We start from the raw sequence: 26,063 nt of genomic DNA, 5'->3' as shown, positions 1-26,063 counted from the left end.
CATGGCCGACACGGTGGACCTCACCGCGCTGGACCGGTGGATCCGCGAGTTCGCGCGGCTGATCGCCGAGCACAAGGAGATGCTCACCGAGCTCGACTCGGCGATCGGCGACGCCGACCACGGCATCAACATGCATCGAGGGATGACCGCGGTGGTCACCACGCTGGAGAGCGAGAGTCCGGGCCGTCCGTCCGAGCTTTTCAAGCGTACGGGGATGACGCTGGTCAGCACGGTCGGCGGGGCGTCGGGGCCGCTCTACGGCACGGCGTTCCTGCGGATGTCGGCGACCGTCGGCGACGCCGAGGAATTGGACGGCAACGACCTCGCGAAGATGCTCCGGGCGGCGCTCGAGGGCGTGGTGCAGCGCGGGAAAGCGGTTCCCGGGGACAAGACGATGCTGGACGCCTTCGGGCCGGCGGTCGAGGCGCTCGAAGCGGCGATCGCCGACGGAGAGCCGCTGGCGCGGGCGCTCGACGCGGCGGTGCGCGCGGCGGAGGAGGGCCGGGCGAAGACGATTCCGATGGTGGCTCGCAAGGGGCGGGCCAGTTACCTGGGTGAACGTAGTGCGGGGCACCAGGATCCGGGGGCGACCTCGGTGACGTTCCTGGTGGCCGCCGCGGCGACTTCGCTGGTCTGACTCGCGCATGGTCGGACTGGTGGTGGTGAGCCACAGCCGGGGGTTGGCCGTGGCCGCCGTGCAGTTGGCCGTGGAAATGGTCCACGACGGGCGGCCGCCGATCGAGGTGGCCGCCGGTCTGGACGAGTCGACGCTCGGTACGGACGCGACGGCGATCGCTTCGGCGATCGATCGGGCGGACGCGGGGGACGGCGTCGTGGTGCTGATGGATCTGGGCAGTGCGGTGCTGTCGGCGGAGTTGGCCCTGGAGATGGTGGCCGCGCCGGAGCGGGTCGTGTTGTGCCCGGCGCCGCTGGTCGAAGGGTTGGCCGCGGCGGTGGTGTCGGCCGCGTCGGGGGCCGGGCGGTCGGAGGTGGCCGCCGAGGCCGCGGCCGCGCTCGAGGCGAAGGCGACGCATCTGGCGCCGGCGGCCTCTCCATCGGACGTGGCGCCCTCGGAAGGCGGAGGGCAGGTCGCGTCCGGGGTGGTCGCCGTGAGCAATCCGCATGGGTTGCATGCCCGGCCGGCGGCTCGGCTGGTCGGCGAGGCGCGGCGATTCGACGCGAGGGTGGAGATTCGTAACCGGAGTACGGGGTCGGGGTGGGTGCCGGCGGGGAGCCTGTCCCGGGTGTCGACGCTCGGGGTTCTTCGGGGGCAGGAAATCGAAGTGCGCGCGTCCGGGGCGCAGGCGCGGGAGGCCGTCGATGGGCTCGTTGCTCTCGCGCGGCGTGGATTCGATGAGGCCTTCGTCGATGGCGGCCAGACCGCCCGTGCGCCTGGCCTGGCTGTCGCCGGCCAGACCGCTGCCGGTGCGTCCGGCCTGCCGGACGCACCCCCGGACATTGCCAGGGGCCAGACCGCTGCCGGTGCGCCCGGCCTGCTGGTCGCGCGGGCGGACATTTCCGAAATTTCGGAAAGGGGACGCGGGCGGGCGCTAGCGGCCTCGGCGGGTGTTGGCATTGGCCCGGCTTGGATCCCGGGCGCCGGCTCGTCTGCCGCGAGCCTGGGCGACATTTCCGAAATCTCCGGACAAGACGCCGGGGGGGAATGGCCGCGAGTGGAGGCGGCCGTCGAGGCGACGCGGCTGGAGATCTCGCAGGTCCGGGCGTCCGCCGCGCCGGGACAGGCGGACGTTTTTGAGGCGCACCTGCTGCTGTTGGAGGATGCGGACCTTCTCGACGACATCCGGGCCCGGATCGACCGTGGGGTGGCCGCACCGCGAGCGGTCCACGACGCCGCCGATCGGGTGGCCCGGGAGTTCGAGGCGCTCGCAGACCCGTACCTCAAGGGCCGGGCCGCCGATGTGCGGGCGGTCGGCGAGCAGGTCGTGCGACATCTGCTCGGCCTGGAGCGGACTCACCTCGACGGCGACGGCGTACTGGTCGCGGCGGACCTCACGCCGGCCGACGTCGTCGGCCTCGACCGGGAGCGGGTGACCGGGGTGCTGCTCGCGGGCGGCAGTCCCACCGCGCACGCCGCCATCCTCGCTCGGGGCCGCCAGATCCCGATGGTCGTCGGCGCGGGCGCCGCCGTGCTCGGCGTCGCGCCCGGGACGACGATCGCGCTCGACGGCGGCACCGGCGAGTTCGCGATCGCACCCGGCGACGGCGCGCTGGCCGAATTCCGGGCCCGGGAGACGGAACGCGCCGTTCGCCGGCGGCGGGCCGACGCGCTGGCTCAGGATCCGGCCGTGACCCGGAACGGCGCGACGATCGCCGTCGGGGCCAACGTCGGATCGATCGAGGACGCTCGCGCGGCCGCGGCCCACGGCGCCGACCTGGCCGGGTTGGTGCGGACCGAGTTTCTCTTTCTCGATCGGGACGAGGCGCCGACCGTCGACGAGCAGGTGGCAACGTACCGATCGATCGGTGCGGCGATCGGCCGGCCGATCGTTCTGCGCACGCTCGACGTCGGCGGCGACAAACCGCTCCGATACGCTCCCGGCCCGCCCGAACAGAACCCGTTCCTCGGCGTCCGCGGGCTTCGGCACTCGCTCGCGCACCCCGGGCTGTTCCGCGACCAGCTCGAGGCGATCGTCCGAGCCGCCCGGCACACCCCGGTCACCGTCATGTTCCCGATGGTCACCGGCGTGGCCGAACTGATCGCGGCGCGCCGGCTGCTCGACGAGGCCGGCGCCCGGGACGGCCTCGAGGTGGGCATCATGGTCGAGGTGCCGGCCGCGGCGCTCAAAATCGCTACGTTCCGGCCGTACGTCGACTTCGTGAGCATCGGCACCAACGACCTCGCGCAGTACACGCTCGCGGCCGAGCGCGGGAACCCGGCCGTGCCGGCCGACGCGCTCGACCCCGCGGTGCTGCGCCTGATCGATCGGGTCTGCCGCGACGCCGGCGTCCCGGTGACGGTCTGCGGCGAGCTGGCGGCCGACGAGGCGGCCGTGCCGGTGCTGACCGCCCTCGGCGTCGCGGAGCTCAGTGTGACGCCGGCCGCCGTGCCGCTGGTGAAGCAGGCCGTCCGGACCGCCGGCGACGACAGCGTGGCGTGGGCGCTGGATCTGCCCGACGCCGCCGCCGTCCGCCGCCGGTTGGTCAGTGGCTGAGCAGGTCCTGCATCTTGCCGGCGATCAGGGCGGCCGAGCGGCGCGGGCTGAGCCGGTACAGCTTGTCCATCAGCTTGGCGTCCTTGCCGACCAGCACCCGGTACGCGTTTGCCTCCACGCCGTCGAGGATGTCCTGGGCGGCACGCTCGGGCGTGGTGACGGTCGTGGCCTGCTTGCTCGCCGTCGCCGGGTCGATCGGGATGGCCACGCCCGAGTTGGTGGTGATGTTGGTGGCCACGCCGCCGGGGAAGACGACGGTGACGTGGACGTTCGTGCCGGCGCACTCGGCGTGCAGGCCCTCGGTGAGCAGCTTGACCGCCGCCTTCGACGCGCCGTAGATGGTCTGGCCCGGGACGGGCAGGAAGCCGCCCATGCTCGCCACGTTCACGATGTGCCCCTCGGGGCGATCGAGCAGCGTGGGCAGGAACGCCTTGGCCAGATAGAGCGTTCCCGACCAGTTGACCGCGAAGACCCGGTCGATCGTGGCGTAGTCGAGGTCCTTCAGGCGTACGAACGGCTGGATGATGCCGGCGCAGTGCACGTACCCGTCGACCGCGCCCCACCGCTCCCGGACCTGCGCCGGCAACGCCTCGACGGCCTCGCGATCGGTGACGTTGAGCGGATGCGCGGACATCACGGCCGACTCACCGGCCGTGGCGGCGAGGGTGTCCGGGTTCAGGTCGACGGCGGCCACCTTGGCCCCGCGCTGCACCGCCGCGCGTGCGACGGCCTGGCCGATCCCACTGCCGGCGCCGGTGACGACGAGGACTTTCCCGGCCAGCTTCATGCGGAGCCTCCATGGGTGCGAACGGCCCGCCGCCCGCCGCTGCGATGCGGAGCCGGCGGGTGGCGGGGGACGGATCAGTCGTAGGAGAGGCCGTCGCCGAAGCCGAACGTCGGGTTGTCGGTGTCGAAGGGCACGTCGGGCCGGCTCGCCTCCACGGCCGCCATCGAGGCCGGGATGTCGAACGGCAACCGCCCCCTGAGGTGCGGCTTCGCCGAAGAGTACGCGAGTGTACGCTTCTGCGGAAGCACCGAAGTTGACCGTCAGCGAGGCCACCACCCCGGCGAGCGGCGCGATCTGGTGGAACATCAGGCCGGCCTTGTCCTCGAGGTGCATGCGGGAGAGCAGATCCTCGACGCGCTGGGGCGCGGCGGCGGCGCGATCAGCATCTTCCTGGATGGCCACGCTGGGTCCCTCCGACTTCGGCCGGGTCAACTATTTCCCCGTGGGGAGAAAAGCTAGGTCCCGGGTGGCCGGGGGTCAATAGTTCTTTTCCCGATCGGGGAATATGCTGCCCGGCATGCCGGACGCGCGACGGCGGGGCCGTCCGCCGCGAATCGACCGGGCCCGGATCGTGGCCGTGGCCCGCACCATGGACCCGTCGACACTCACCATGCAGGCGGTCGCCGAGCGGCTGGGCGTCGACCGCAAGGCGCTCAACTACCACGTGACCGACCGTGACGGCCTGCTCGAGCTGGTCGCGCGCGAAGCGCTCAGTGACGAGCTGGCCGGCTTCGAGCCGCCGGCCGGCGCGAGCTGGCCGGAGGTCCTGCGGGCCTTCGCCCGCCAGACCCGCGCCGGCATGGTGCGGACCGGGGCGCACTTCGACCACGTACGCCTGCCGTTGGGCACCGGCGTACGGGCGATGGAGCCGGCCGAACACCTGCTCCGGACGCTCCTGGACGCCGGGTTCGAGCCCAGTGTGGCCGGCCGGGCCCTCAGCATGCTCGCCGAGCTCATGTACGCCTCGGCCCGCGACGCGATCCTGATCCACCGGCTCGGCGAGCACCCGCAGATCACCGAGCTGAACCGGATGCTGGCCGAGGCCGACCCGGCCGACCTGCCCGCGATCCGCCGGCTCAGGGAGTCGGGGGAGGGGATGGACGACGAGCAGTTCGAGTTCGATCTGGACGTGCTGATCGCCGGGCTGGAAGCGCGTCTGGCGCCGGGACGATGATCAGCCGCCGGGTGGCCCGGGTCTGCGCCACGTAGCGGTCGCGCTTGGTGAATTCGTGCGGCGCTACGACGAGTACGGTGTCGAACTCCAGGCCGCGGCATTCGGAGACCGGAAGGGCGCCGGGGACATCCAGGTGATCGGGGCCGATCACGGCGACGAGCTCGTCCTCGCCGATGTCCAGCGTCGGTGGTGCGATCAGTGGTGGCGTCCCGTGCCGGAGCGACCGGCTGAGCCGCTGACCGGGCGCGATCTCGGCCAGCAGCTCGCGGTTGTACTCGAGGATCTCGGCCGTGGTCCGGTAGTTGACGGTCAGCGTGTGCCGCTCGAATCGATCGCCGACCGCCTGCCGCCAGGTCGTCACGGTCGATCCTTGGCCGGCCTGCGCGAAGTCGCCCACGACGGTCATCGATCGGGACGGGCAGCGCCGCAGCACCGCCCGCCACTCCATCTCGGTCAGCTCCTGCGCCTCATCGACCACGACGTGCCCGTAGACGGCCTCGGGCGGCCCGTCGATGAGCGCGGCGGCCTCGTCGAGCAGCGCCAGATCGGCGGCGGTCCAGGCCGTTTGCGCCCCGATGACGTCGGTCGCGGCCAGTCGTGGCCAGATCTGATCGATCGCCGCGTCGAGCCGCGGATCGGCCACGACGACATCGTCGAGCTCGGGCGTCGGGGCCGGCCCGCTGCCGCCGAAGCCGAGCGATTCCAGGTCGGCGGCGACCGCGGCGTCGAGGTCGATTCCGGTGGCCGCAGCGGTGTCCGCGTCGATCTGGTCAAGGGTCGCAGCGGTCATCGCGGCCCGGATGCGCCCGAGCTCGGCGATCAGATACTCCTTGAAGACCTTCCGCCCCGGGTTGTGCGGCAGGTCCCGAGCGGCCGCGATCGCCTCGCCGACCGCCGCCGCGTCGATGTCGATCGTTTCCGATCCCAGTGGCAGCCAGATCGGGGCGACCGCGGGCCGCCGGGCCGCCACCAGCGATCGGATCCGATCGGTCATCTCGGCCCGGCCCTTGCGCCGCGCCACGTCGACCGGCTCGGTAGCGGTCGGGACCTGCCCGGTGATTCCGGTGCGCGTGACCAGAACGGCGTCGTTCTCGCCCAGCGACGGCAACACCCGCTCGATGTAGGAGAGGAACCGCGCGTCCGGCCCGACCACCAGCACCCCGCGCTCGGCCACCGCCGGGAACGCGAACAGCACGTAGGCCGCCCGGTGCAGCGCGACCACGGTCTTCCCGGTGCCCGGACCGCCCTCGACCACGGTGATCCCGCGGTACGCCGACCGTACGATCGCATCCTGCTCGGCCTGCAGGGTCGCCACCGCGTCGCCCATCCGCCCGGTGCGCGGCGCGGCGAGCGCCTCGGCCAGCGGCCCGTCCCCGATCCGGTCGTCCGGGCCGGGCGGTGAACCGTCGAGGAGCTCATCGGCGACCGACACCACCCGGCGGCCGTCGAGCCGCAGATGCCGACGCCGGCGCAACCCCATCGGGTTCGCCGCGGTGGCCGCGTAGAACGGCTCGGCGGCCGGCGCCCGCCAATCGATCAGAATCGGCTCACCATCCACCCGGAGTCCCCGCCGCCCGATGTGCAGCGTCGTCCCGTCGGCCCGATCGATCCGGCCGAAAACAAGCGCATGTTCGGCATCGCGCAGCGCCGCGAGCCGCCCGCGCAGCACCGCCGCGCGATCCGGAGCCGGCCGGGCCGCCAACTCGTCGGTGACCGAGGCCATCTCGGCGTCGAGTACTTCGTACATCCGGGAAACCAGCGCCTGCTCGCTCACCGTCACCATTGTCGGCAGATCTCCCGAAGAAGTAAGTCTTGACTTACTTCCGGCCCTCAGCCGAGTGCCTGCCGGAGGCCCGTCAGCGTCGCGGTGACCGATTGACGCCAGATTTTCTCCGCCTCGCCTCCGAGCACACCGCGCAACTCCAGCGATGCGAGCCCGTGCACGAGCGCGAACAAATTGAGTCCGACCTCGAGCTCCGCCCGCCCCGGGAAGACTCCCTCGGCGATCGCCCGGCGCACCACCGAGAGCACTCGCTCGAAACTGCGATAAACGAGCGCGAACAGCGGATCGGCCTGCGACGCTCCCGGCCGGACCGTGCCGAAGAACAGGTCGTACAGCTTGGGTTTCTCGAGCGCGGCCGCCCGGTACGCCAGCGCCAGCTCGACTATCTCGGCGATCGGATCGTCCGACGCGGGGACCGCCTCGTGATGCCGGCGCATCGTCTCGGCCACTTCGATCGAAAGCGCTCGCAACAGGCCGTCCTTGTCGTCGAAGAGGCTGTACACCGCCCGCGTCGACGTGCCGACCGCGGCGGCGACCCGGCGGACCGACACCGCCCCGGGCCCCTCGGCGTGCAGCAGCTCCGCGGCGGCGGTGAGCAGAGCGGCCCGGGTTTGCGCTCCGTGCTCCTTCGGACGTCCCATGGTTCCCAACCTACCGGGACGCTGTTACGTTACGCCGTAACGAAATGGACGAACGGGAGGGCAACCATGGATTACGACGTCATCGTGGTCGGCGCCCGGGTGGCCGGCTCGGCGACCGCGATGCTCCTGGCCCGGGCCGGCCTGCGCGTGCTGGTCGTCGACCGGGCCCGCTTCCCCAGCGACACGCTCTCCACCCACCAGGTGCAGCTTCCCGGCGGAGCGCTGCTGCGCCGCTGGGGGATCCTCGACCGGCTGATCGAAAGTGGCACCCCGGCCGCTCGCGGCGCCCTGTTCGACACCGGCTCGGCCGTCCTCCGCGGCGACTATCCGCCGCACGACGGGGTCGACGCCGTCTACAGCCCGCGGCGCACCCTCCTCGACACCCTGCTGATCGACGAGGCCCGAGCGGCCGGCGCCACGATCGAAGAGGGCTTCATCGTGTCGGAACTGATCGGCGACGACCGAGTCACCGGCATCCGCGGCCGCGCCAAGAACGCCACCACCGATCGCGCCGTCACCGCGAACCTGGTGATCGGCGCCGACGGCAAACACTCCACGATCGCCCGCGCCGCGCACGCCCGTTCCTATCGCGCACGTCCGCCGGCCTCGGCGGCCTGCTACGCCTACTTCGCCGACCTGCCGGTCAAGGGCGGCGAGGTCTACACCCGGCCGGACCGGATGGTCGGCCTCTGGCCGACCGGCGACAACCTCACCATCGTCTATCTGGGCGTGCCGGTTGCGCGTTTCCCGGCCGTACGCGACGAGCCGGGCTTCCGGGCGGCCGTGTCCGAGGTGGCCGATCTCGGCGAGCGCCTGGCCGCCGCCACCCGGGCCGAGCACCTGCGCGGCACCACCGACCTGCCCGGCCTGATGCGCAAGCCGTACGGCCCCGGCTGGGCGCTGGCCGGCGACGCGGGCCTGGTCATGGACCCGATCACCGGCCAGGGCATCGGCAACGCCCTGCGCGACGCGGACGCCCTGGCCCAAGCGATCCTGTCCGATCACCATCGAGCATTTCGCGACTACCACCGCCGCCGGGACGCCGCCCGCCGCCCCGTCTACGACCTGACCGCACGGTTCGCGTCCTTCCGGCCGGACCGGGCGGGGGAGTTGCTGTTCCCGATCCTGGCCGAGAACCCGGCACAGGTGAGCCGCTTCCTCGGCGTGCTGACCGGCACGGTCCCGATCCGCGACTTCTTCAGCCCGCCGAATCTGCGCGGCATCGTCGGCACCCGCACGCTGCTCCGCATGATGGTCGCCCGCGCCCGTGCTCTGGCGTGACGCGTGGCCGCGACCCCGGCGTGTGCGGATGGTGAACGGACCGTTACCAACGGGTGACCGGTACCCGACTCAGGGGCTTTCCGAGTGTCCGGTGGGCGTCGAATCGGGGGATGGAGAAGAAGCAGTTTCGCGAGATGTTCGAGGACCGGGCGCTGGTGGTCGCCGATGTGCCGGCCGGGACCGCCCGGGATCTGGCGGCCTCGGCGAACCGGCCGGCGGGCCCGGGCGACGCGACTCTACGCACCCGCGCGGAGTTCGGCGCGCTGTATGACGCGATCGAAGCTGCCGGCGCCGAGCAGTTGGTCGACACGTACCCGAAATGCTCTCTGGGGAAAGCGGAGTTTTTCGCGCGGCCGATGTATCAGGTGGCGATCACCGACTGGCCCGCCGCCGACATGCGGCCCGAGGAACCGGTCGTCGCGAGCGGGAACGCGCGGATCGCCCTGTGGCGCGCCGAGCCCGGCGACCAGCGGGTGATCCCGTCGCCGGACGACGCCGGGGTGCTGTTCACGACGCAGACATTTTCGCTCGTGAACAGCGGGAACAAGACCAAGTTCGCGCCGAAGCGGTCGTGGAAGGTGGACGTCGACCCGGGGGACGACGACGACAAGATCGTCGGGATGCCGCGGCTGAACCTCAAGTCGATGTACAACGATCCGTCGCAGATGCGCGAGGCGATCGCCTGGGCGCTGCTCGGGCGGGCGAACGTGCCGGCCGCGCGGCACACCTACGCCCGGGTCGCGATCAACGGTGGCTATCAGGGGCTCTACTCGCTGATCGAACAGATCGACAAGGGCTTCCTTCGCGACCACTTCGGCGCGAACGGTCACGGCAACCTGTACAAGGCCTACTGCGGCGACGTCGGCTGCGCGACGCTCGAGCATCGGGTCGGACCGGATGGCGACGACAGCGGCCGGCAGTACTTCACCCGGCACGACCACCCGGACCTGACCTATCGGCTGAAGACCAACGAGGACGACGCCGATCTCAACGGATACGACGATCTGGCCGACCTCGCGCGGGTCATCAACGCGGGCTCTTCCGGTTCCGACAAGTTCCGCGCGGCGGTAGAAGAAGTTTTCGACGTACGGAGATTTCTGCGCTGGGCAAGTCTGAACGTTCTGCTCGGCAGCTGGGACAACTACTTCGCGACCCCGGCGAACTACTACCTCTACAACGGCGGCCGGCCGGGCGCCGGCAAGGACTTCCTCGACAAGCCGTACTTCACCTTCCTCCCGTGGGACTACGACAACTGCCTCGGGATCGACTACTTCGGCACCGCGTGGCAGTACACCGACCTGCTCGACTGGCCGGCCAACACCAAGGCGTACCACCAGGGAACGGGCCTCTCCCGGATACCGCTGGTCACGAACCTGCTGGCCAACCACGACTTCGCCCAGTACTACCTGGACCACCTCGGGCACCTGCTGGACACCGACTTCACCCCGGCGGCGCTGACCGACCGGATGACCGCGTTGTGGCCACGAGTGATCCCGTCGGCGTACTACGAGGCGACCTCGCCGAACTCGGCGCCGTTCACCGGCCGCCAGTTCACCAACGACGAGGTCTACCGGGCCGGGCACGAGCAGTTCGAGCTGCGGCACGCCAACGAGTTCGCGCTCGGGATCTATCACTACACCCGGATGCGATGCGACAGCGCCCGCGAGCAGTTGGCCGCGCTGCGCGACCGGTATCCGGCCGGGGCGAGCGGCGCTCGGTTCTGATGCGACTGATCGGCGAGGCCCGCATCCGTGACCTGCTGCCGGCCGGCTCGCCCGGCCGGCTGGAGGCGAGCGGCGTGGTGTTCGTCGACGGTCGCCATCTGGTCATCTTCGACAACTTGCGAGCGGTCGCCCGGATCGACGCCGACCTCTCCCGGACGGCGGCCAACGACGTGACGTGGACGCCGCCGGCCGGAGAGTCGCCGGGATACGAGGACATCGCGCACGATCCGAGCACCGGGCACCTGTTCCTGCTGATCGAATCCGAGCGGCGGGACGGCGGCTTCCAGGCGCGGGTCGAGGAGTACGACGCCGGCCTGAACCCGGTCGCGTCGGGCTGGCTCGAGTACCCGATCGCGCGGGCGAACAAGGGCATCGAGGGCCTCGAACTGGTGCGGCGGGACAACGGCGTACACCTGCTTGGTTTGCATGAATCCGGGGGTCTGCTGGTTTTCCGGCCGGGGCGGCGGAACTGGAAACACGTCGCGACCGTCGAGCTGCCGGGCGGCCTGGGGCTGGCCGACTACAGCGGGATCTCGATCGACGGCGATCGGATGGCGCTGATCTCGCAGCAGTCGGCGGCCCTGTGGGTGGGCGAGCTCGCACCGGACAAGTGGGCGGCGACCGGCCTCGGCCGAACGTATCGGTTTCCGCACGGCTACTGCACGGTCGAGGGGGTGTGCTGGCTCGGGCCGTCGACCGTGGTGGTCGTTTCCGATCGCAGCAAGCGCGACTCGCAGCAGGCCCACTGCCGCGACAAGGAGGAGTCGCTGCACCTGTTCGAGATCGACGACTGATTCTGATCGGTTGTGCGCGGGCGGCCGGCCGAGCGCCGGCCGCCCCGCGCACGTCAGGCCGCGACGCCGATGAGCTCGCGCTCCTCCGGCTCCTGCTCCGCCGAAGCGGCGAGCTGCTTGGTCAGCCCCTCGCCCTCGACGTCGACGTTCGGCACGACGCGGTCCAGCCACTTCGGCAGCCACCACGCCGCCCTGCCGAACAGCGACAACACCGCCGGGACGATCGTCATGCGGACCAGGAACGCGTCCACCGCCACGCCGAACGCGAACGCGAAGCCCAGCGTCTTGATGATGGTCTCGTCGGCCAGGATGAAGCCGGCGAAGACGCTCATCATGATGAGCGCGGCCGCGGTGACCACGCGCGAGCCGTGCCGCATTCCGGTCACCACCGCGTCGTTCGGGGCGGCGCCGTGAACGTACTCCTCGCGGGTGCGCGTCACCAGGAAGACCTCGTAGTCCATGGCCAGGCCGAACAGGATGCCGATCAGGAAGATGGGCATCAGGCTGGTGATCGGGCCGGTCGCGTCGACGCCGATCAGGCCGGCCAGGTGACCCTGCTGGAAGACGAAGACCACCGCGCCGAACGTGGCGGCCACCGACAGCAGGAAGCCGATCGTGGCCTTCAGCGGCACCAGCACGCTGCGGAACACCAGCATGAGCAGGACAAGAGCAAGACCCACGACAATTGCCAGGTACGGGATGAGCGCCTTGGTGATCTTGTCGGTCACGTCGATGTTGATCGCCGTGGTGCCGGTGACGGCCAGCGACGCGCCGTCGATGTCGGGCAGCGCGCGGATCGCGGTCACCAGCTTCTTGGTGGCCTCCGCGGTGGCGCCGCTGCCCGGGACGACCGTCAGCATGGCGGTGTCGCCGGCCGGGTTCAGGGTCGGCGGGGTGACGAGCACGACGTCGTGCAGACCGGAGATGGCCTTCTGCGCGGCGGCGGCCGACGTCCTCGAGGCGTGCTCGACGACCACGATCAGCGGCCCGTTGAAGCCGGCGCCGAAGCCCTCGGACAGCTGGTCATAGGCCTTGCGCTGGGTCGAGGCGGGCGACGCGGTGCTGTCGTCCGGCAGGGCCAGGCGCAGGTCCAGGGCCGGCAACGCGATCGCGCCGATCACCCCGAGGGCAAGAACAAGAGCAACAATCCGATTCTTGAGTACGAGTCGGGCCCACCGCTCGCCGAAGGGCATCTTGCCGTTCGGGGCCCGGAAGCCGGCCCGGTCCTTCTTGGCAAGCACCTTGCGGCCAGCGAAGCCGAGCAGGGCCGGCGTCAGGGTCAGGGTGATCAGCACGGCCATGGCCACGGTGAACGCGGCGGCCAGGCCCATCGCGGAGAGGAACGGGATGCCGGTGACGCTCAGCGCCGCCAGCGCGATGATCACGGTGAGGCCGGCGAACACCACGGCCGAGCCGGCGGTGCCGGTGGCGCGGCCCGCGGCCTCCTCGCCGTCGCGGCCCTCGGCCAGCTCGTGGCGGAAGCGGGAGACGATGAACAGCGCGTAGTCGATGCCGACGGCCAGGCCGAGCATCGTGGCCAGCGCCGAGGTCGACGAGGACAGGTCGAAGAAGCCGGTCGCGATCTGGATGCCGGTCATGCCCAGCGCCACGCCGAGGATCGCGGTGAGCAGCGGCAGGCCGGCGGCGATCAGCGCGCCGAACGTGACGATCAGGACGAACGCGGCGATGATCAGGCCGAGCCCCTCGGTGGACTGGCCGCCGCCCTGGCCGGCCGTCGCCTCGCCGGTGTACTCGACGTCCAGGCCGGCCGACTTGGCCGTGTCGCCGGCGGCGAACAGCGCGGTCCGGGCGGCGTCGGTGATCCCGGTGGCGGCGACGGAGTAGGTGACCGTGGCGTACGCGGTCTGCTGGTCCTGGGAAATCGTCTTGGCGGCGAAGGGATCGGCGACCGAGGCGACCTGCGGAGCCTTCTCGAGCGCGGCGACCGCCTTTTCGACGGCGGCGTTCTGGGCGGCGCCGGTGAGCTTGGCGTTCCCGGCGGTGGTGAAGACGACCCGGGCAGAGGCCCCGCCGGCGCCGGCGCCGAACTTCTTCTCGAGCACGTCCATCGCCCGGAACGACTCGGTCCCGGGGATCGAGAACGTGTCGCTGGTCGTGCCGGACAGGGTGGCCGCGCCGACCCCGAAGAGGGCGAGCACGAGCACCCACAGCAGGCCGACGAGTTTGCGCCGGCGGAACGAGTACCGGCCCAGCCGGTAGAGCAACGTAGCCACGAGGCCTCCCTGTAGAAGTCCTCGTACCTTCGGCACCGACCCGCCGCGATCTGACCGGATCCGTTTGCGCCCGGCTGCGGCGGATCTTGTCAGTACCGCGCCGTTTGACCTGGATTCGGCGTTTCCGCCGGGACGCCGGCCGGGCGCCGGCATGGACGCCGGCCGGGCGCCGGCATGGACGCCGGCCGGGCGCCGGCATGGACGCCGGCCGGGCGCCGGCATGGACGCCGGCATGGACGCCGGCATGGACACCGGCATGGACGCCGGCATGGACACCGGCCGGGCGCCGGCATGAACATCGGCCAGGCGCCGCGCGCCCGGCCGGCCCGTCGCCGAGGGCGGCGACACACGGCGACGCCGATGAATCTGGCCGCGCAACGCCCTGACCTGCGTCGTGTTAGCGATAACAATTGCTCCCGCCGACCGGCGTTGACACCTGTGTTGTTAGCGATAACAATGCTGAAACGCCCCCACAACGTGAGAGGTTGGCCCCACATGCCCGTTGACCCCACCGTGGCCTGCGTGGTCGGTGTCGATTACGGCACCCTCTCCGGCCGCGCGGTCGTCGTTCGCGTCGCCGACGGTGCGGAGCTCGGCTCCGCGGTGCACGACTACTCGCACGCGGTCCTCACCGACGCGCTCCCGGACGGCACCCCGCTCGGCCACGACTGGGCCCTGCAGGTGCCCTCCGATTATGTCGACGTGCTCAAGACCGCCGTGCCCGCCGCGCTCGCCGCCGCCGGGGTCGACCCCGCGCACGTCATCGGCATCGGCACCGACTTCACCGCCTGCACGATGGTGCCCACGCTCGCCGACGGCACGCCGCTGTCCGAGCTCCCCGAGTGGCGCAGCCGGCCGCACGCGTACGTCAAGCTCTGGAAGCACCACGCCGCCCAGCCGCAAGCGGATCGGATCAACGAGCTCGCCGCCAAGCGCGGCGAGCCGTGGCTCGCCCGCTACGGCGGGCTGATCTCCTCGGAGTGGGAGTTCGCCAAGGGCCTGCAGCTGCTGGAGGAGGACCCGGAGGCGTACGCGGCGACCGCGCGCTGGGTCGAGGCGGCCGACTGGATCGTCTGGCAGCTCACCGGCAGCTACGTGCGCAACGCCTGCACCGCCGGTTACAAGGGCATCCTGCAGGACGGCCGGTACCCGTCGCCGGCGTTCCTGGCCGAGCTCAATCCGGCCTTCGAAAGTTTTGTGACCGACAAGCTCGACCAGCCGATCGGCCGGCTGGGCGACGCGGCCGGCACGCTGACCGCGCAGGCGGCGCAGTGGACCGGCCTGCCCGAGGGCATCGCGGTCGCGGTCGGCAACGTCGACGCGCACGTGACCAGCGCCGCAGCCAAGGGCCTCGACCCCGGCCAGATGGTCGCGATCATGGGTACCTCCACCTGCCACGTGATGAACGGCGACGAGATCCGCGAGGTCCCCGGGATGTGTGGGGTGGTGGACGGCGGGATCGTGGCCGGCCTCTACGGGTACGAGGCGGGGCAGAGCGGCGTCGGCGACATTTTCGGCCACTACGTCGACAATCTCGGCGAGGAGTGGACGCACGAGCGGCTCACTTCATTGGCGGCGGAGCAGCGGGCCGGCGAGCACGGTCTGATCGCTCTGGATTGGCACGGCGGGAACCGGTCGGTGCTGGTCGACGCCGAACTGTCCGGCCTGCTGGTAGGGGAGACGCTCGCCACGAAGCCGGCCGACATCTACCGGGCGCTGATCGAGGCGACCGCCTTCGGCACCCGCAAGATCGTCGAGACGTTCACCGCGGCCGGCGTGCCGGTGCGCGAGTTCATCGCGGCCGGCGGCCTGCTCAAGAACAAGCTGCTCATGCAGATCTACGCGGACGTGCTCAACATGCCGCTGTCGGCGATCGGCTCCGACCAGGGGCCGGCGCTGGGCTCGGCGATCCATGCGGCGGCGGCCGCCGGCGCGTATCCGTCCGTACGCGCGGCGGCCGACGCGATGGGCCGCGTCATACCGGACGCCTATCTGCCGGATCCTTCAGCGGCCGCGATCTACGACGAGATCTACGCCGAGTACTCCACGCTGCACGACTACTTCGGGCGGGGCGCGAACCGGGTGATGCGCAAGTTGCGGGCGATCCAGAAGAAGGCCGCCGCATGAGCCTCTCCGACATCAGGAAGATGGTCGCCGACCTGCACGCCGAACTGCCCCGCAACGACCTGGTGGTGTGGACCGCCGGCAACGTGTCGGCGCGGGTGCCCGGCGAGGACCTGCTGGTGATCAAGCCGTCCGGCATCTCCTACGACGAGATCTGCGCGGACAACATGGTGGTCACCGACCTCGACGGCAACCTGGTCGAGGGCGAGCACAAACCGTCCAGCGACACCGCCGCGCACGCGTACGTGTACAAACACATGCCGCACGTCCAGGGCGTCGTGCACACCCACTCCACGTACGCGACGGCCTGGGCCGCCCGCGCCGAGCCGATCCCGTGCGTGCTCACGATGATCGCGGACGAGTTCGGCGGCGAGATCCCGGTCGGGCCGTTCGCCCTGATCGGCGACGACTCCATCGGCCGGGGCATCGTCGAAACGCTTCGCGGGCACCGCTCGCCGGCCGTGCTCATGCGCAACCACGGCGTCTTCACCATCGGCCGCTCCGCCCGTGACGCGGTCAAGGCCGCCGTCATGTGCGAGGACGTGGCCCGCACCGTGCACATCGCCCGGCAGCTCGGCACACCCCTGCCGATCGGCCAGGCGGACATCGATTCCCTCTACGCCCGCTACCAGAACGTCTACGGACAGGAGCCCGTCGCATGAAGTCCCAGGTATGGTTCCTGACCGGCAGCCAGCATCTGTACGGCCCGGAGACGCTCGACCAGGTGGCGGCGCAATCCGCCGAGATCCAGGGACTGCTCACCCAGGCCGGCCTGAGCGCCGAGATCGTCGGCAAGCCGGTGCTCACCGACTCGGGCGCGATCCGCCAGGTGATGCTCGAGGCGAACGCCGACCCGAACGTGCTCGGCGTGATCGCCTGGATGCACACGTTCTCGCCGGCCAAGATGTGGATCACCGGCCTGGACGCCCTGCGCAAGCCGCTGCTGCACTTGCACACCCAGCACAACCAGTCGCTGCCGTGGGCCACCATCGACATGGACTTCATGAACCTCAACCAGGCGGCGCACGGCGACCGCGAGTTCGGGTTCATCCAGGCCCGGCTGGGCGTGCCGCGCAAGACGATCGCCGGGCACGCGGCCGACCCCGTGGTGGCGCGGCGGATCGACGCCTGGCTCCGGGCCGCGGCGGGCTACTCCCACCTGCGGACCCTGCGGCTGGCCCGCTTCGGCGACAACATGCGCGACGTGGCGGTGACCGAGGGCGACAAGGTCGAGGCCGAACTGCGCTTCGGGGTCTCGGTCAACACGTACGGCGTCAATGATCTGGTTTCCGTGGTTGATGCCGTGCTCGACGCCGACGTCGACGCTTTGGTGGCCGAGTATTCCGACGTCTACGACCTGGCGCCGGAACTCCGCAAGGACGGCGAGCGGCACGAGTCGCTGCGCTACGCCGCGCGGATCGAGGCCGGCCTGCGCCAATTCCTCGTCTCCGGCGGCTTCGGCGCGTTCACGACCAACTTCGAGGACCTCGGCGGCCTGCGGCAGCTCCCCGGCCTGGCCGTGCAGCGGCTGATGGCCGACGGCTACGGCTTCGGCGGCGAGGGCGACTGGAAGACCTCCGCCCTGCTCGCGGCCGTGAAGGCGATGGGCACCGGCACCGGCCGCGGCACCTCCTTCATGGAGGACTACACCTACCACTTCGGCCCCGGCGAGCCGAAGATCCTCGGCGCCCACATGCTCGAGGTCTGCCCGACGATCGCCGCCGAGCGCCCGCGCTGCGAGATCCACCCGCTGGGCATCGGCAACCGCGAGGACCCGGTCCGCCTGGTGTTCGACGCCGCCGCCGGCCCCGGCGTGGTGATCGGCCTGGCCGACATGGGCGACCGCTTCCGCCTGGTGGCCAACGAGATCGAGGTCGTGCCGCCGGACGAGCCGCTGCCGTCCCTACCGGTCGCCCGCGCGGTCTGGAAGCCGGCGCCGTCCCTCTCCACGTCCGCCGAGTGCTGGCTGACCGCCGGCGGCCCGCACCACACGGTGATGACCCAGGCGGTCGGCTCGGAGACGCTGCGCGATTTCGCCGACATGGAGCGCACCGAACTCCTGGTCATCGACGAGCGCACGACGCCCTACGACTTCGCCGACCGCGTCCGCTGGAACCAGGCCTACTACCGCCTCTCCCGCCCGATCTGAGCGTTCCCGATCGTCCGGCGCCGCCTCCTTCCTGCAGGAGGCGGCGCCGGCTCGTTTCCTGTGGTTTTTCAAAGAACAAGAAGCATTCCCCGTACGCGTCGGTGGCCATCAACCGCAGGCGTGCCGTACCCGCCGCTGACAGCCGGCTCGCTGCAACTCGAGCCCGCGGTCCGCCGCCGGGCTGAGATCGGTGGTCGGGCTCGCGGCCGCCCTTTCTCGATGCCGAGTCCTGCCGATGGTGCCCTCCTTTCCGGTGCCCTCCTTTCCGGTGCCCTTCTCGCCGGTGCCCTTTCGCCGGTGCCCTTCCTGCCGGTGCCTGCTGTATCGGGTGCCGGCTTCGCTGTTGCCTGCGATTGTGGCCCGCCGGCCGAGCTCGGGCATCGGACCACGGTCCCTCATACCGTGGTCCGATGCGCTCCCCGCCCGCCCGTGGCAACCTTGCCGGCAACGAAGCAGCGAACCGGTCCACAGCATCGGGTGGGCCTGAGGCGAGCCGTGACCCCAGCCGGTGGGAGGGTGAACAGATGGAGATCGAGAAGGTCGACCTGGAGATGCTGGGCACCGCCCTCGCCGACCAGGGCGCCGAAAGCAGGTGGACGTTCGACCCGCTCAGCGGCGAGTCGTCGTGCTGGTTCGCGGAAGGCGACGACGAGCCCGACGAGGAGGCCCTGTTCATCGAGCCGTTGCCGTCCCGGGTGTGGTATCGCGACATGGCCGACTTCGTCGCCCGGCTCAGCGACAAGCAGCTCGCGGCGCGGCTGGAGCGGACGATGTCCGGGCGCGGCGCCTTCCGCCGCTTCCGCGACGAGATCTACCACGATCGCGACAACGGGCAGCTGATCACGGCCTGGAACGCGTTCCGCGACAACCGCGCCGAGCGACGAGCGGTCGACTGGCTCCTGGACAACCAGCAGATCACCGAGGAGGCGGCCGACCGCTACCGGACCACCCACCCGGACCCGGAGGTCCCCTGAGCCCCTGCGTCACCCACGGCGGTAGAGGTCGGCCGCCGACACCAGAACGATGCTCCCGTCCTGGCCGGCCGCGTCGACCAGTTCGTCGGCGAAGCCGGCGCCGCTGAAGCAGGCCAGCTTGGCGGTGGCGGCGCCGTACCGGCCCTGCGCGGTGAGCAGCGCACGGATGCGCCGCAACCGGTCGACATGGCTCAGGTTCATCGTCTCGCCCCACTTCACCTCGCCCAGGGCCAGCAACGGGCGCCGGCCGTCGTCGTCGAGGCCGAAGGCGAGGATGTCCACCTCGTGCGTGATCCGGTTGCCGGCGTCGTTGACGGTTCCGCTGCCGACCTCGTTGGGATAGTCGCCGAACAGCTCCGGAGGCGCCATGTGCCGGGTCCAGTGCCGGCACACCTGCTCGAAATGGGGACCGAGCACGTTGCCCACGAAACGCCGCCGGCCGCGCTGCCAGAGGCGGGTGGCGATCAGCCACGTTCCGCTCCCTCATAGGCAGAGTTGTCATAACTCGACCTATGAGAGCCCGCCGGCCGGGGCGACCGGCGGGGCACGGGGGACGGGGCGCGTCAGGCCGGGGCGAGGCGGATGGCGGTCCAGGAGACGGGCGGGAGGGAGGCGTGCAGTTCGCCGTCCTCGATCCAGGCCGTTTCGTTCGGCTTCGGCAGGACGCGGTCCGGGGCGTCCTCGGTGTTGGCCGCCATCAGGTCGTCGTCGGCCAGCGTCCACGACTCGGCGATGCGGAAGCCGCGGCCGAAGCCGGCCAGCCCGACTTCCAGGTCGGCCGGCGAAGACTGGCTGCGGTTGACCACGAAGACGGTGACGTCGCCGGACTCCGGGTCGTGGGTGGCCACCGCGTCGAGGGCCGGGACGGTGCCGAAGCGGGCCGTGTCGTAGGTCGGGCCGCGCAGCTCGACCCGCAGCACGTCGCCCTTGGCCAGGCGGGAGGTCAGGGCGAACGGGTGGAAGATGGTCTGCCGCCAGGCCGGGCCGCCGGCCTCGGAGCGGATCGGCGCGATGACGTTGACCAGCTGGGCCTGGCAGGCGGCGGTGACCCGGTCGCTGTGCCGGAGCAGGGAGATCAGCAGGTTGCCGACCACCACCGCGTCGGCGACGTTGTAGCAGTCCTCGATCACCCGGGGGGCGACCGCCCACTCGACGGTCTCGCGAGTGGCCTCGAAGCGCTTGTTGTACCAGACGTTCCACTCGTCGAACGAGATGTTCAGTTTCTTCCGGCTCTTCAGCCGGGCGCCGACGCTGTCCGCGGTGGCGACCACGCTGTCCACGAAGTGGTCCATGTCGACCGCGGAGGCGAGGAAGCTGTCCAGGTCCTCGTCGAGCGGCTCGTAGTACGCGTGCGCCGAGATGTAGTCCACCTCGTCGTACGCGATCTCCAGGACCTGCGCCTCCCAGGTGGCGAAGGTCGGCATGGACGAGTTGGAGCTGCCGCACGCGATCAGTTCGATGCCCGGGTCGGCCGCTCGCAACGCCCGTGCGGTTTCGAGCGCCAATCTTCCGTACTCAATCGGGGTTTTGTGTCCTAGTTGCCAGGGACCGTCCATCTCGTTGCCGAGGCAGAACATCCGAATTCCGTAAGGTTTTTCGGAGCCGTACTGCCGGCGCAGGTCGGACAGCCGGGTGCCGGAGGGGTGGTTGACGTACTCGTGGACGTCGAGCGCCTCCTGCACGCCGCGGGTGCCGAGGTTGAGCGCGTACATGACCTCGACCTCGGCCTTCTCCGCCCAGCGCATGAACTCGTCGATGCCGACCTCGTTGGTCTCCAGGCTGTGCCAGGCGAGGTCGCGCCGCACCGGGCGGTCGGCGACCGGGCCGATGCCGTCCTCCCAGCGGTACCCGGAGACGAAGTTGCCGCCGGGGTAGCGCACGACCGACACGCCCAGCTCGCGGGTCAGCGCGAGCACGTCCTGCCGGAAACCGTCCTCGTCGGCGGTCGGGTGGGTCGGCTCGTAGATGCCGGTGTAGACGCAGCGGCCCATGTGCTCGACGAACGAGCCGAAGGTGCGGCGGCTGACCGGCGCGATGGTGAAGGCCGGATCGAGGCGGAACGAGGCGTGCAGCACGGAACTCCCTGTTACTTGAGGCTTCCTACGGACAACCCGCCCTGCCAGTACTTCTGCAGGGTCAGGAAGGCGATGACCAGCGGGATGATCGACACGAGTGAGCCGACGATGATCAGGTTCCAGAGGGACTGTCCGCCGCCGTTGTTGGAGCTGGCCAGCTGTTCCCAGAGGCCGATGCCGACGGTCAGCGGGTAGAGCTTCGAGCTGGACAGCATGGTCAGCGGCAGGAAGAAGTTGTTCCAGGTCGCGACGATCGACAGCAGCGCCACGGTGACCACGCCGGGCCGCATCAGCGGCAGGGCGACCTTCCAGAAGGTACGCAACTCGCCGGCCCCGTCGATCCGGGCCGCGTCGAGCAGCTCGTCGGGGATCGACGCACCCGCGTACACCCGCATCAGGTAGACCGCGAACGGGCTGAGCAGCGACGGCAGGATCACCGCCCAGACGGTGTCGATCAGGCCGACCTTGCTCATCATCACGAACGTGGGGATGACCAGCGCGGTCAGCGGCACCATCACCGAGCCCAGCACCAGGGCGAAGACGATGTTCCGGCCGCGGAAGCTGAATTTCGCGAAGCCGTAGCCGGCCAGCACCGAGACGACCGTGCAGCCCAGGCCGCCGGCGAACGCGTACAGCGCCGAATTGCCGAGCCAGCGCAGATATTCGCCGTTGTTGAAGGTGAACAGCGCATGCAGATTGTCGAAGAGGTGGAAGCCGTGGAACCAGAGCGCCCCGGTGCCCGAGAACAGGCCCTCGGCGTTCTTGGTGCTGGCCACCACGACCCACCAGACCGGGATGAGGAAGTAGCAGCACAGCGCGAGCAGGAAGAGCTTCGCCCACACGTGGCGGGGTCTGTTCACGTGAAGAGACTCCCTCGCTTGCGGGTGATGAACATGAAGATCGCGACGGCCACGAAGACCACGAAGCCGAGGGCGAAGGAGATGGCCGAGGCGTAGTTGAACTGCGCGTAGTTGAACGCCAGTTCGTACGCGTAGATGTTCGGGGTGAAGTCCGGGGTGATCGAGCCGTTCGCGATCGGCCGCAGGATCTGCGGCTCGCTGAAGAACTGCAGGGTGCCGATCAGCGAGAAGACCAGGATCAGCGCGAGCGCCGAGCCGACCATCGGCACCTTGACCCGCAGCGCGATCTGCCGGGCGCCGGCGCCGTCGATCCGGGCCGCCTCGTAGATCGAGGTGTCGATGCCCTTGAGCGCCGCGTAGATGATGATCATGTAGTAACCGGACCATTGCCAGGTGACGACATTCAGCAACCCGTAGTACACGTTGCCCTGGCTGAGCAGGAAGGGCGCCCGGACGTCGAAGAACGAGGCGATCTGCTCGATCGGGCCGAACGTCGGGCTGTACAGGAAGCCCCACATGAGCGCGCCGAGGACGACCGGGATCGCGTACGGCAAGAAGATCATCAAGCGCGAGAACTTGGCCAGGCGGCCGGTGATCTCGTCGAGCAGCAGCGCCGCGACCAGGGCCACGATGATCTGCAACGGGATCACGACCACGCTGAACTTCAGCACGAACCACAGGCCCTTGCGGAACGACGGATCGCCGAACGCGCGGGTGTAGTTGTCGATCCCGGCGAAGGTGGTGCCGGTGGCCAGGCCCTTGGTCCACAGGCTCAGGTAGCCGGCGTAGACCAGCGGCGCCACCAGGAACGCGACGAACACCAGCAGGAACGGAAGGATGAACAGCCAGCCCTTGGTGCCGCGGCGGACCCGGCCACCGCGTGCCACCCGGCCGGCCGGTATGGCGGTGCCGGCGCTGACCGGCGTCTCGACTGCCATTGCACTAGCTCCCCGGGGCGGGAGCCGGGCGGCGCGCGCCGCCCGGCCGGTGGATCGCTGGACGGATCATTGGACCGTGAAGCCCTGCTGCTTCGCGTAGGTGACGATCTGGTTCTGCAGGTCGGTGGCCGCCTGCGAGCCGGTCGTCTGGCCCTGGTTGATCTTCGCGATCTGAGCCTGGAGCTGGGCGTAGTAGTAGACGGTGAACGGGCTGTAGACGGCGCCCTTGTAGGCGTTCTCGGCCGGCACGTAGATGTCCTTGTTGACGGTCTGCCCGTTGAAGAAGTCGATCTTAGCGTTCAGGAAGTCGTCCGACTTCAGGACGTTCTGGTTGAGCGGGAAGATCGTCTGCGTCTGCCACCCATCAGTGAGGGAGGCGTTGTCGGCGTACAAACCGAGCGCGACCTTGGCCGAGGCGGCCTTGTCGGCGGTCTGCGAGGTGACCGCGAAGGCCGAGCCGCCCCAGTTGACCGAGACCGGGTTGTTCGGGTCCCACTGCGGAAGCGGCGCGACCGCGAACTTGCCCTTGTCGGCGCCCTTGCCCACGCCCGCGCCGGTCAGGTAGCCGGGCGCCCACGCCGCCGAGACGTAGGTGGCGTACTTGCCGCCCACCATGCCGGCGATGTAGTCGGTGGTGAACTGGTCCTCCTTGCCGACCAGGCCCTGCTTGGACAGGTTGCCCCAGTAGTCGAGCACGTCCTTGGTGTTCTGGTCGTCCAGCTTGACCGTGATGTTCTTCTTGTCGCCCAGGTCGTAGACGAACGGCTGCGCGCCCTTCTGGATCATCAGCGCGGTGGTCACGGCGGGCACGTTGCTGCCGAAGTCGCCGAAGACCGGGCCGCCGGCGTCCTTGACCTTCTTGGCGTCCGCCGCGTACTCGTCCCAGGTCTTCGGCGGGGTCTTGATCCCGTACTTCGCGAAGACGTCGGCGCGGTAGATCAGCGCCATCGGGCCGCCGTCGACCGGGGCGGCGAAGACCTTGTCGCCCTGCGAGACGTCCTTCCAGGCGCCGTCGCTGAAGTTCTTTTTAACATCATTTGCGCCGTACGGGGCGAGGTCGACCAGCGCGTCCTGGATCTCGAAGCCGACCAGTTGATCGGCTTCGAGCATGATGACGTCCGGCGCGCCCTTCTTCGCCGAGATCGCGGTCTGGAACTTCGCGTACTCGGGCTGGCCCTGGCCGGCGTTGGTCCAGCAGGCCTGGACGTCGGTGTGCTGGTTGTTGAAGTTGTCGACGACCTTGGCCATGTTCGGGTACCAGGCCCAGACCAGGACCTTCTTGGCGTCCTCGTGAACGATCTTGTTGGTGCAGTTGGTGGCCTTGGCCGCCGTGCCTCCGCTGCCGCTCGACGAGTCGTCCCCGCCGCCGCAGGCGGCCAGGCCGAGCGCGAGGACGACGGGTGCCACGACCGAAAGGGTGGTTCTGAAGCGCATTCCTGGCCTCCTGTGATCAGCTGCGCGCCAACATCTCCGGGCAAAAAGGGCACGGAGAATTACCGACCGTGAGGGGACGGCGCGTTATCTGGGTGGATGCCGAGGGGAGGGGGAGCCCGCCACTCGCCGAAGATGTGTGAGGTAAGTTCCGTTTGCAGCGCTGCAAAGGACTATGCCTCGGCCGTTCGGCTCTGGCAAGAGGCAACGCCGCGGAAATACTTTCGTCATGGCGGACAACAAATCCGGGAGGCCACCCTTGCGAGAAACTACGCTGCGTGACGTCGCCGAGCTGGCCGGCGTCTCACCGCGCACGGTCTCCAACGTGGTCAACGGCTACGCCAAGGTCACCGACGGCACGCGGGCCAAGGTCGAGCGGGCGATCGCCGAGCTCGGCTACCGGCCGAACGTGCTCGCGCGCAACCTGGCGACCGGCCGCTCCGGGCAGATCGTGGTGGTCGTGCCCTACCTGGACACGCCGTACTTCGCCGAACTGCTGCAGGCGATCATCCCGGCCGCCCGCAAGCTCGGCTACAACGTGCTGATCGACCAGACCGACGGCGACCGGGCGCACGAGGAGGAGCTGATCGGGCGCGGCTCCCGCCGCTTCCTCTTCGACGGCATGATCATCAGCCCGCTGGGCCTGGCTCAGGAGGATCTTTCCGTACGCGATCCCGACCTGCCGCTGGTGGTCCTCGGCGAGCGCCGCTCGGACGGCACCTTCGACCACGTGGGCATCGACGACGTGGCGGCCTCGACCGAGGCGGTGTCGCACCTGATCGCGATCGGCCGGCGCCGGATCGCCGCGATCGGTGACCAGCCGTACCCGACCGGCGAGGCGGCCCAGCTGCGTACCCGCGGGTTCCGGGCCGCGCACGCGGCGGCCGGCCTGCCGGTCGACGAGTCGCTGATCATCGGCACGGCCCGGTTCAACCGGATCGACGGCGCCACCGCGATGGCCGCGCTGCTCGACCGGGAGGACCCGCCGGACGCGGTGTTCTGCTACAGCGACCTGGTCGCCTCCGGCGCGATCCACACCCTGCTCGGCCGCGGCCTGCGGGTGCCCGAGGACGTCGCGATCATCGGTTACGACGACATCGAGGACGGCCGGTACAGCCAGCCCACGATCAGCACCATCCAGCCGGACAAGAAGGCCATCGCGCAACTGGCCGTCGACCGCCTGGTCATGCGGATCGGCAGCGGCGGGCCGGTGCCCGGGGTCGAGCTGAAGGTCGCCCACCGATTGGTCCCCCGGCAGAGCACGATCGGCGGTTGATCCGGTTGACCGGCACCCCTACCTTCAGGGCGTCCCCGCCACAGCTCCTCCCCACAGTGGAGAGAAATGACCACGGTCATCGCCGTTGCCGGCGGCATCGTCTGCGTCCTGCTCATCGTCGTCGTCGCCGGGCTGGCGGCCACCTACAACCGGCTCGTCCGGCTGCGTAACCAGGCGGACGCCTCCTGGGCGCAGATCGACGTCCAGCTCAAGCGCCGCTACGACCTGATCCCCAACCTGGTCGAGACCGTCCGCGGCTATGCGGCGCACGAGCGGGGCACGCTGGACGCGGTGGTCGCCGCGCGCGGCAACGCGATGGCCGCCGCCCAGGGCGCCGCCGGGCTCGCCGGCCGGGCCCAGGCCGAGGGCGAGCTGACCGGCGCGCTGGGCCGGCTCCTCGCGGTCGCCGAGGCGTACCCCGAGCTGCGCGCCAACCAGAACTTCGCCGCGCTGCAGGGCGAGCTCGCCAAGACCGAGGACAAGATCGCCTACGCCCGGCAGTTCTTCAACAGCGCGGTCCAGTCCTACAACAACGCGGTGCAGACGCTGCCGACCAACCTGGTGGCGGGGGTCGCGGGCTTCCGGGCGCGCGAGTTCTACCAGGCGTCGGGGGACGAGCGCGGGCCCGTCCAGGTCCGTTTCTGA

General features: G+C 70.3%; 22 protein-coding genes. 13 read left to right on the top strand and 9 right to left on the bottom strand.

All coding sequences use genetic code 11. From position 1 onward, the window contains the following. Position 1 precedes the first annotated feature (1 nt). Entirely contained in the window at positions 2–637 is a 636-nt protein-coding gene (gene dhaL / locus IH26_RS0121415) for a dihydroxyacetone kinase subunit DhaL (protein ID WP_030438003.1), read from the top strand. Between the two features lie 7 nt (positions 638–644). Continuing rightward, positions 645–3,173 carry a phosphoenolpyruvate--protein phosphotransferase gene (ptsP, locus tag IH26_RS0121410; protein ID WP_030438002.1) on the top strand — a complete coding sequence of 843 codons (2,529 nt, stop codon included), beginning with the start codon at positions 645–647 and terminating at the stop codon, positions 3,171–3,173. On the opposite strand, the gene IH26_RS0121405 is transcribed toward ptsP, so the two are convergent. Beyond that, positions 3,163–3,960 (bottom strand): SDR family NAD(P)-dependent oxidoreductase, encoded by a 798-nt coding sequence (locus IH26_RS0121405; protein WP_030438001.1) that lies wholly within the window; start codon positions 3,958–3,960, stop codon positions 3,163–3,165. The genes ptsP and IH26_RS0121405 overlap by 11 nt on opposite strands. Positions 3,961–4,477: 517 nt before the next feature. Here IH26_RS0121405 and IH26_RS0121395 point away from each other — a divergent pair. Next, positions 4,478–5,134 carry a TetR/AcrR family transcriptional regulator C-terminal domain-containing protein gene (locus IH26_RS0121395; RefSeq protein WP_030438000.1) on the top strand — a complete coding sequence of 219 codons (657 nt, stop codon included), beginning with the start codon at positions 4,478–4,480 and terminating at the stop codon, positions 5,132–5,134. On the opposite strand, the gene IH26_RS0121390 is transcribed toward IH26_RS0121395, so the two are convergent. Together IH26_RS0121390 and IH26_RS0121385 are read right to left on the bottom strand one after the other, a co-directional pair. Beyond that, complete coding sequence (locus IH26_RS0121390; protein WP_063763722.1) at positions 5,037–6,917, bottom strand: HelD family protein; 1,881 nt, start codon at positions 6,915–6,917, stop codon at positions 5,037–5,039. The two genes, IH26_RS0121395 and IH26_RS0121390, sit on opposite strands and share 98 nt — an antisense overlap. Positions 6,918–6,964: 47 nt before the next feature. Next, complete coding sequence (locus IH26_RS0121385) at positions 6,965–7,558, bottom strand: TetR/AcrR family transcriptional regulator (RefSeq protein ID WP_030437998.1); 594 nt, start codon at positions 7,556–7,558, stop codon at positions 6,965–6,967. A 66-nt stretch (positions 7,559–7,624) separates the two neighbouring features. Between IH26_RS0121385 and IH26_RS0121380 the strand changes: the two genes are divergently transcribed. The 3 genes from IH26_RS0121380 to IH26_RS0121370 all read left to right on the top strand — a co-directional run bounded on the left by IH26_RS0121380 (position 7,625) and on the right by IH26_RS0121370 (position 11,357). Continuing rightward, positions 7,625–8,839 carry an NAD(P)/FAD-dependent oxidoreductase gene (locus IH26_RS0121380; RefSeq protein ID WP_051808365.1) on the top strand — a complete coding sequence of 405 codons (1,215 nt, stop codon included), beginning with the start codon at positions 7,625–7,627 and terminating at the stop codon, positions 8,837–8,839. A gap of 110 nt (positions 8,840–8,949) precedes the next feature. After that, positions 8,950–10,563: a CotH kinase family protein gene (locus IH26_RS0121375; protein WP_030437996.1), complete on the top strand. Its 1,614-nt coding sequence runs from the start codon at positions 8,950–8,952 to the stop codon at positions 10,561–10,563. Continuing rightward, positions 10,563–11,357 (top strand): hypothetical protein, encoded by a 795-nt coding sequence (locus IH26_RS0121370; protein WP_030437995.1) that lies wholly within the window; start codon positions 10,563–10,565, stop codon positions 11,355–11,357. The genes IH26_RS0121375 and IH26_RS0121370 overlap by 1 nt, the downstream gene beginning before the upstream one ends. A 53-nt stretch (positions 11,358–11,410) precedes the next feature. Here the strand turns inward: IH26_RS0121370 and IH26_RS0121365 are convergent, their stop codons facing one another. Further along, the gene (locus tag IH26_RS0121365; protein WP_030437994.1) at positions 11,411–13,591 is read right to left on the bottom strand and encodes an MMPL family transporter; all 2,181 of its coding nucleotides are present in this window, start codon (positions 13,589–13,591) and stop codon (positions 11,411–11,413) included. Positions 13,592–13,742: 151 nt separating this feature from the next. Between IH26_RS0121365 and IH26_RS59910 the strand changes: the two genes are divergently transcribed. The 5 genes from IH26_RS59910 to IH26_RS0121340 all read left to right on the top strand — a co-directional run bounded on the left by IH26_RS59910 (position 13,743) and on the right by IH26_RS0121340 (position 18,838). Further along, positions 13,743–13,886 (top strand): hypothetical protein, encoded by a 144-nt coding sequence (locus IH26_RS59910; RefSeq protein WP_157437302.1) that lies wholly within the window; start codon positions 13,743–13,745, stop codon positions 13,884–13,886. Positions 13,887–14,086: 200 nt separating this feature from the next. Continuing rightward, positions 14,087–15,718 (top strand): ribulokinase, encoded by a 1,632-nt coding sequence (gene araB / locus IH26_RS0121355; RefSeq protein ID WP_030437993.1) that lies wholly within the window; start codon positions 14,087–14,089, stop codon positions 15,716–15,718. Then, on the top strand, positions 15,715–16,377 hold the full coding sequence (locus tag IH26_RS0121350) for an L-ribulose-5-phosphate 4-epimerase (protein ID WP_030437992.1): 663 nt from the start codon (positions 15,715–15,717) through the stop codon (positions 16,375–16,377). The genes araB and IH26_RS0121350 overlap by 4 nt, the downstream gene beginning before the upstream one ends. After that, complete coding sequence (araA, locus tag IH26_RS0121345) at positions 16,374–17,864, top strand: L-arabinose isomerase (protein ID WP_030437991.1); 1,491 nt, start codon at positions 16,374–16,376, stop codon at positions 17,862–17,864. Before IH26_RS0121350 ends, araA begins: the two co-directional genes overlap by 4 nt. 524 nt (positions 17,865–18,388) lie before the next feature. Next, a complete protein-coding gene (locus tag IH26_RS0121340) occupies positions 18,389–18,838 on the top strand; it encodes a UPF0158 family protein (RefSeq protein WP_030437990.1) in 450 nt (149 codons plus the stop codon). Between the two features lie 9 nt (positions 18,839–18,847). Here IH26_RS0121340 and IH26_RS0121335 read toward each other — a convergent pair whose 3' ends face one another. The 5 genes from IH26_RS0121335 to IH26_RS0121315 all read right to left on the bottom strand — a co-directional run bounded on the left by IH26_RS0121335 (position 18,848) and on the right by IH26_RS0121315 (position 24,118). Continuing rightward, positions 18,848–19,255 carry a hypothetical protein gene (locus tag IH26_RS0121335; protein WP_157437300.1) on the bottom strand — a complete coding sequence of 136 codons (408 nt, stop codon included), beginning with the start codon at positions 19,253–19,255 and terminating at the stop codon, positions 18,848–18,850. Positions 19,256–19,401: 146 nt separating this feature from the next. Next, a complete protein-coding gene (arfA, locus tag IH26_RS0121330) occupies positions 19,402–20,913 on the bottom strand; it encodes an arabinosylfuranosidase ArfA (RefSeq protein ID WP_030437988.1) in 1,512 nt (503 codons plus the stop codon). An 11-nt stretch (positions 20,914–20,924) separates the two neighbouring features. Next, positions 20,925–21,773 carry a carbohydrate ABC transporter permease gene (locus tag IH26_RS0121325; protein ID WP_030437987.1) on the bottom strand — a complete coding sequence of 283 codons (849 nt, stop codon included), beginning with the start codon at positions 21,771–21,773 and terminating at the stop codon, positions 20,925–20,927. Further along, a complete protein-coding gene (locus IH26_RS0121320; RefSeq protein WP_030437986.1) occupies positions 21,770–22,711 on the bottom strand; it encodes a carbohydrate ABC transporter permease in 942 nt (313 codons plus the stop codon). The genes IH26_RS0121325 and IH26_RS0121320 overlap by 4 nt, the downstream gene beginning before the upstream one ends. A 66-nt stretch (positions 22,712–22,777) precedes the next feature. Further along, positions 22,778–24,118 (bottom strand): extracellular solute-binding protein, encoded by a 1,341-nt coding sequence (locus IH26_RS0121315; RefSeq protein ID WP_084598982.1) that lies wholly within the window; start codon positions 24,116–24,118, stop codon positions 22,778–22,780. A gap of 283 nt (positions 24,119–24,401) precedes the next feature. Here IH26_RS0121315 and IH26_RS0121310 point away from each other — a divergent pair, with 283 nt between their 5' ends. Both IH26_RS0121310 and IH26_RS0121305 read left to right on the top strand, forming a co-directional pair. Continuing rightward, on the top strand, positions 24,402–25,418 hold the full coding sequence (locus tag IH26_RS0121310; RefSeq protein ID WP_030437984.1) for a LacI family DNA-binding transcriptional regulator: 1,017 nt from the start codon (positions 24,402–24,404) through the stop codon (positions 25,416–25,418). Positions 25,419–25,484: 66 nt separating this feature from the next. Then, positions 25,485–26,063, top strand: coding sequence for a LemA family protein (locus tag IH26_RS0121305; RefSeq protein WP_211268721.1), 579 nt, complete (start codon positions 25,485–25,487; stop codon positions 26,061–26,063).

It is taken from the genome of Actinoplanes subtropicus (assembly GCF_000721705.1).
GTDB lineage: Bacteria > Actinomycetota > Actinomycetes > Mycobacteriales > Micromonosporaceae > Actinoplanes > Actinoplanes subtropicus.
The sequence above is the reverse complement of the archived record's forward strand: the minus strand, read 5'-3'. Positions and strand labels throughout refer to the sequence as shown.

Coding starts and splice junctions, on each gene's coding strand:
- IH26_RS0121375 (WP_030437996.1), top strand. CDS start 8,950: ATGGAGAAGAAGCAGTTTCGCGAGATGTTCGAGGACCGGGCGCTGGTG.
- IH26_RS59910 (WP_157437302.1), top strand. CDS start 13,743: ATGGACGCCGGCCGGGCGCCGGCATGGACGCCGGCCGGGCGCCGGCAT.
- IH26_RS0121395 (WP_030438000.1), top strand. CDS start 4,478: ATGCCGGACGCGCGACGGCGGGGCCGTCCGCCGCGAATCGACCGGGCC.
- araA (WP_030437991.1), top strand. CDS start 16,374: ATGAAGTCCCAGGTATGGTTCCTGACCGGCAGCCAGCATCTGTACGGC.
- IH26_RS0121385 (WP_030437998.1), bottom strand. CDS start 7,558: ATGGGACGTCCGAAGGAGCACGGAGCGCAAACCCGGGCCGCTCTGCTC.
- araB (WP_030437993.1), top strand. CDS start 14,087: ATGCCCGTTGACCCCACCGTGGCCTGCGTGGTCGGTGTCGATTACGGC.
- dhaL (WP_030438003.1), top strand. CDS start 2: ATGGCCGACACGGTGGACCTCACCGCGCTGGACCGGTGGATCCGCGAG.
- IH26_RS0121405 (WP_030438001.1), bottom strand. CDS start 3,960: ATGAAGCTGGCCGGGAAAGTCCTCGTCGTCACCGGCGCCGGCAGTGGG.
- IH26_RS0121370 (WP_030437995.1), top strand. CDS start 10,563: ATGCGACTGATCGGCGAGGCCCGCATCCGTGACCTGCTGCCGGCCGGC.
- IH26_RS0121350 (WP_030437992.1), top strand. CDS start 15,715: ATGAGCCTCTCCGACATCAGGAAGATGGTCGCCGACCTGCACGCCGAA.
- ptsP (WP_030438002.1), top strand. CDS start 645: ATGGTCGGACTGGTGGTGGTGAGCCACAGCCGGGGGTTGGCCGTGGCC.
- IH26_RS0121305 (WP_211268721.1), top strand. CDS start 25,485: ATGACCACGGTCATCGCCGTTGCCGGCGGCATCGTCTGCGTCCTGCTC.
- IH26_RS0121340 (WP_030437990.1), top strand. CDS start 18,389: ATGGAGATCGAGAAGGTCGACCTGGAGATGCTGGGCACCGCCCTCGCC.
- IH26_RS0121320 (WP_030437986.1), bottom strand. CDS start 22,711: ATGGCAGTCGAGACGCCGGTCAGCGCCGGCACCGCCATACCGGCCGGC.
- IH26_RS0121390 (WP_063763722.1), bottom strand. CDS start 6,917: ATGGTGACGGTGAGCGAGCAGGCGCTGGTTTCCCGGATGTACGAAGTA.
- IH26_RS0121380 (WP_051808365.1), top strand. CDS start 7,625: ATGGATTACGACGTCATCGTGGTCGGCGCCCGGGTGGCCGGCTCGGCG.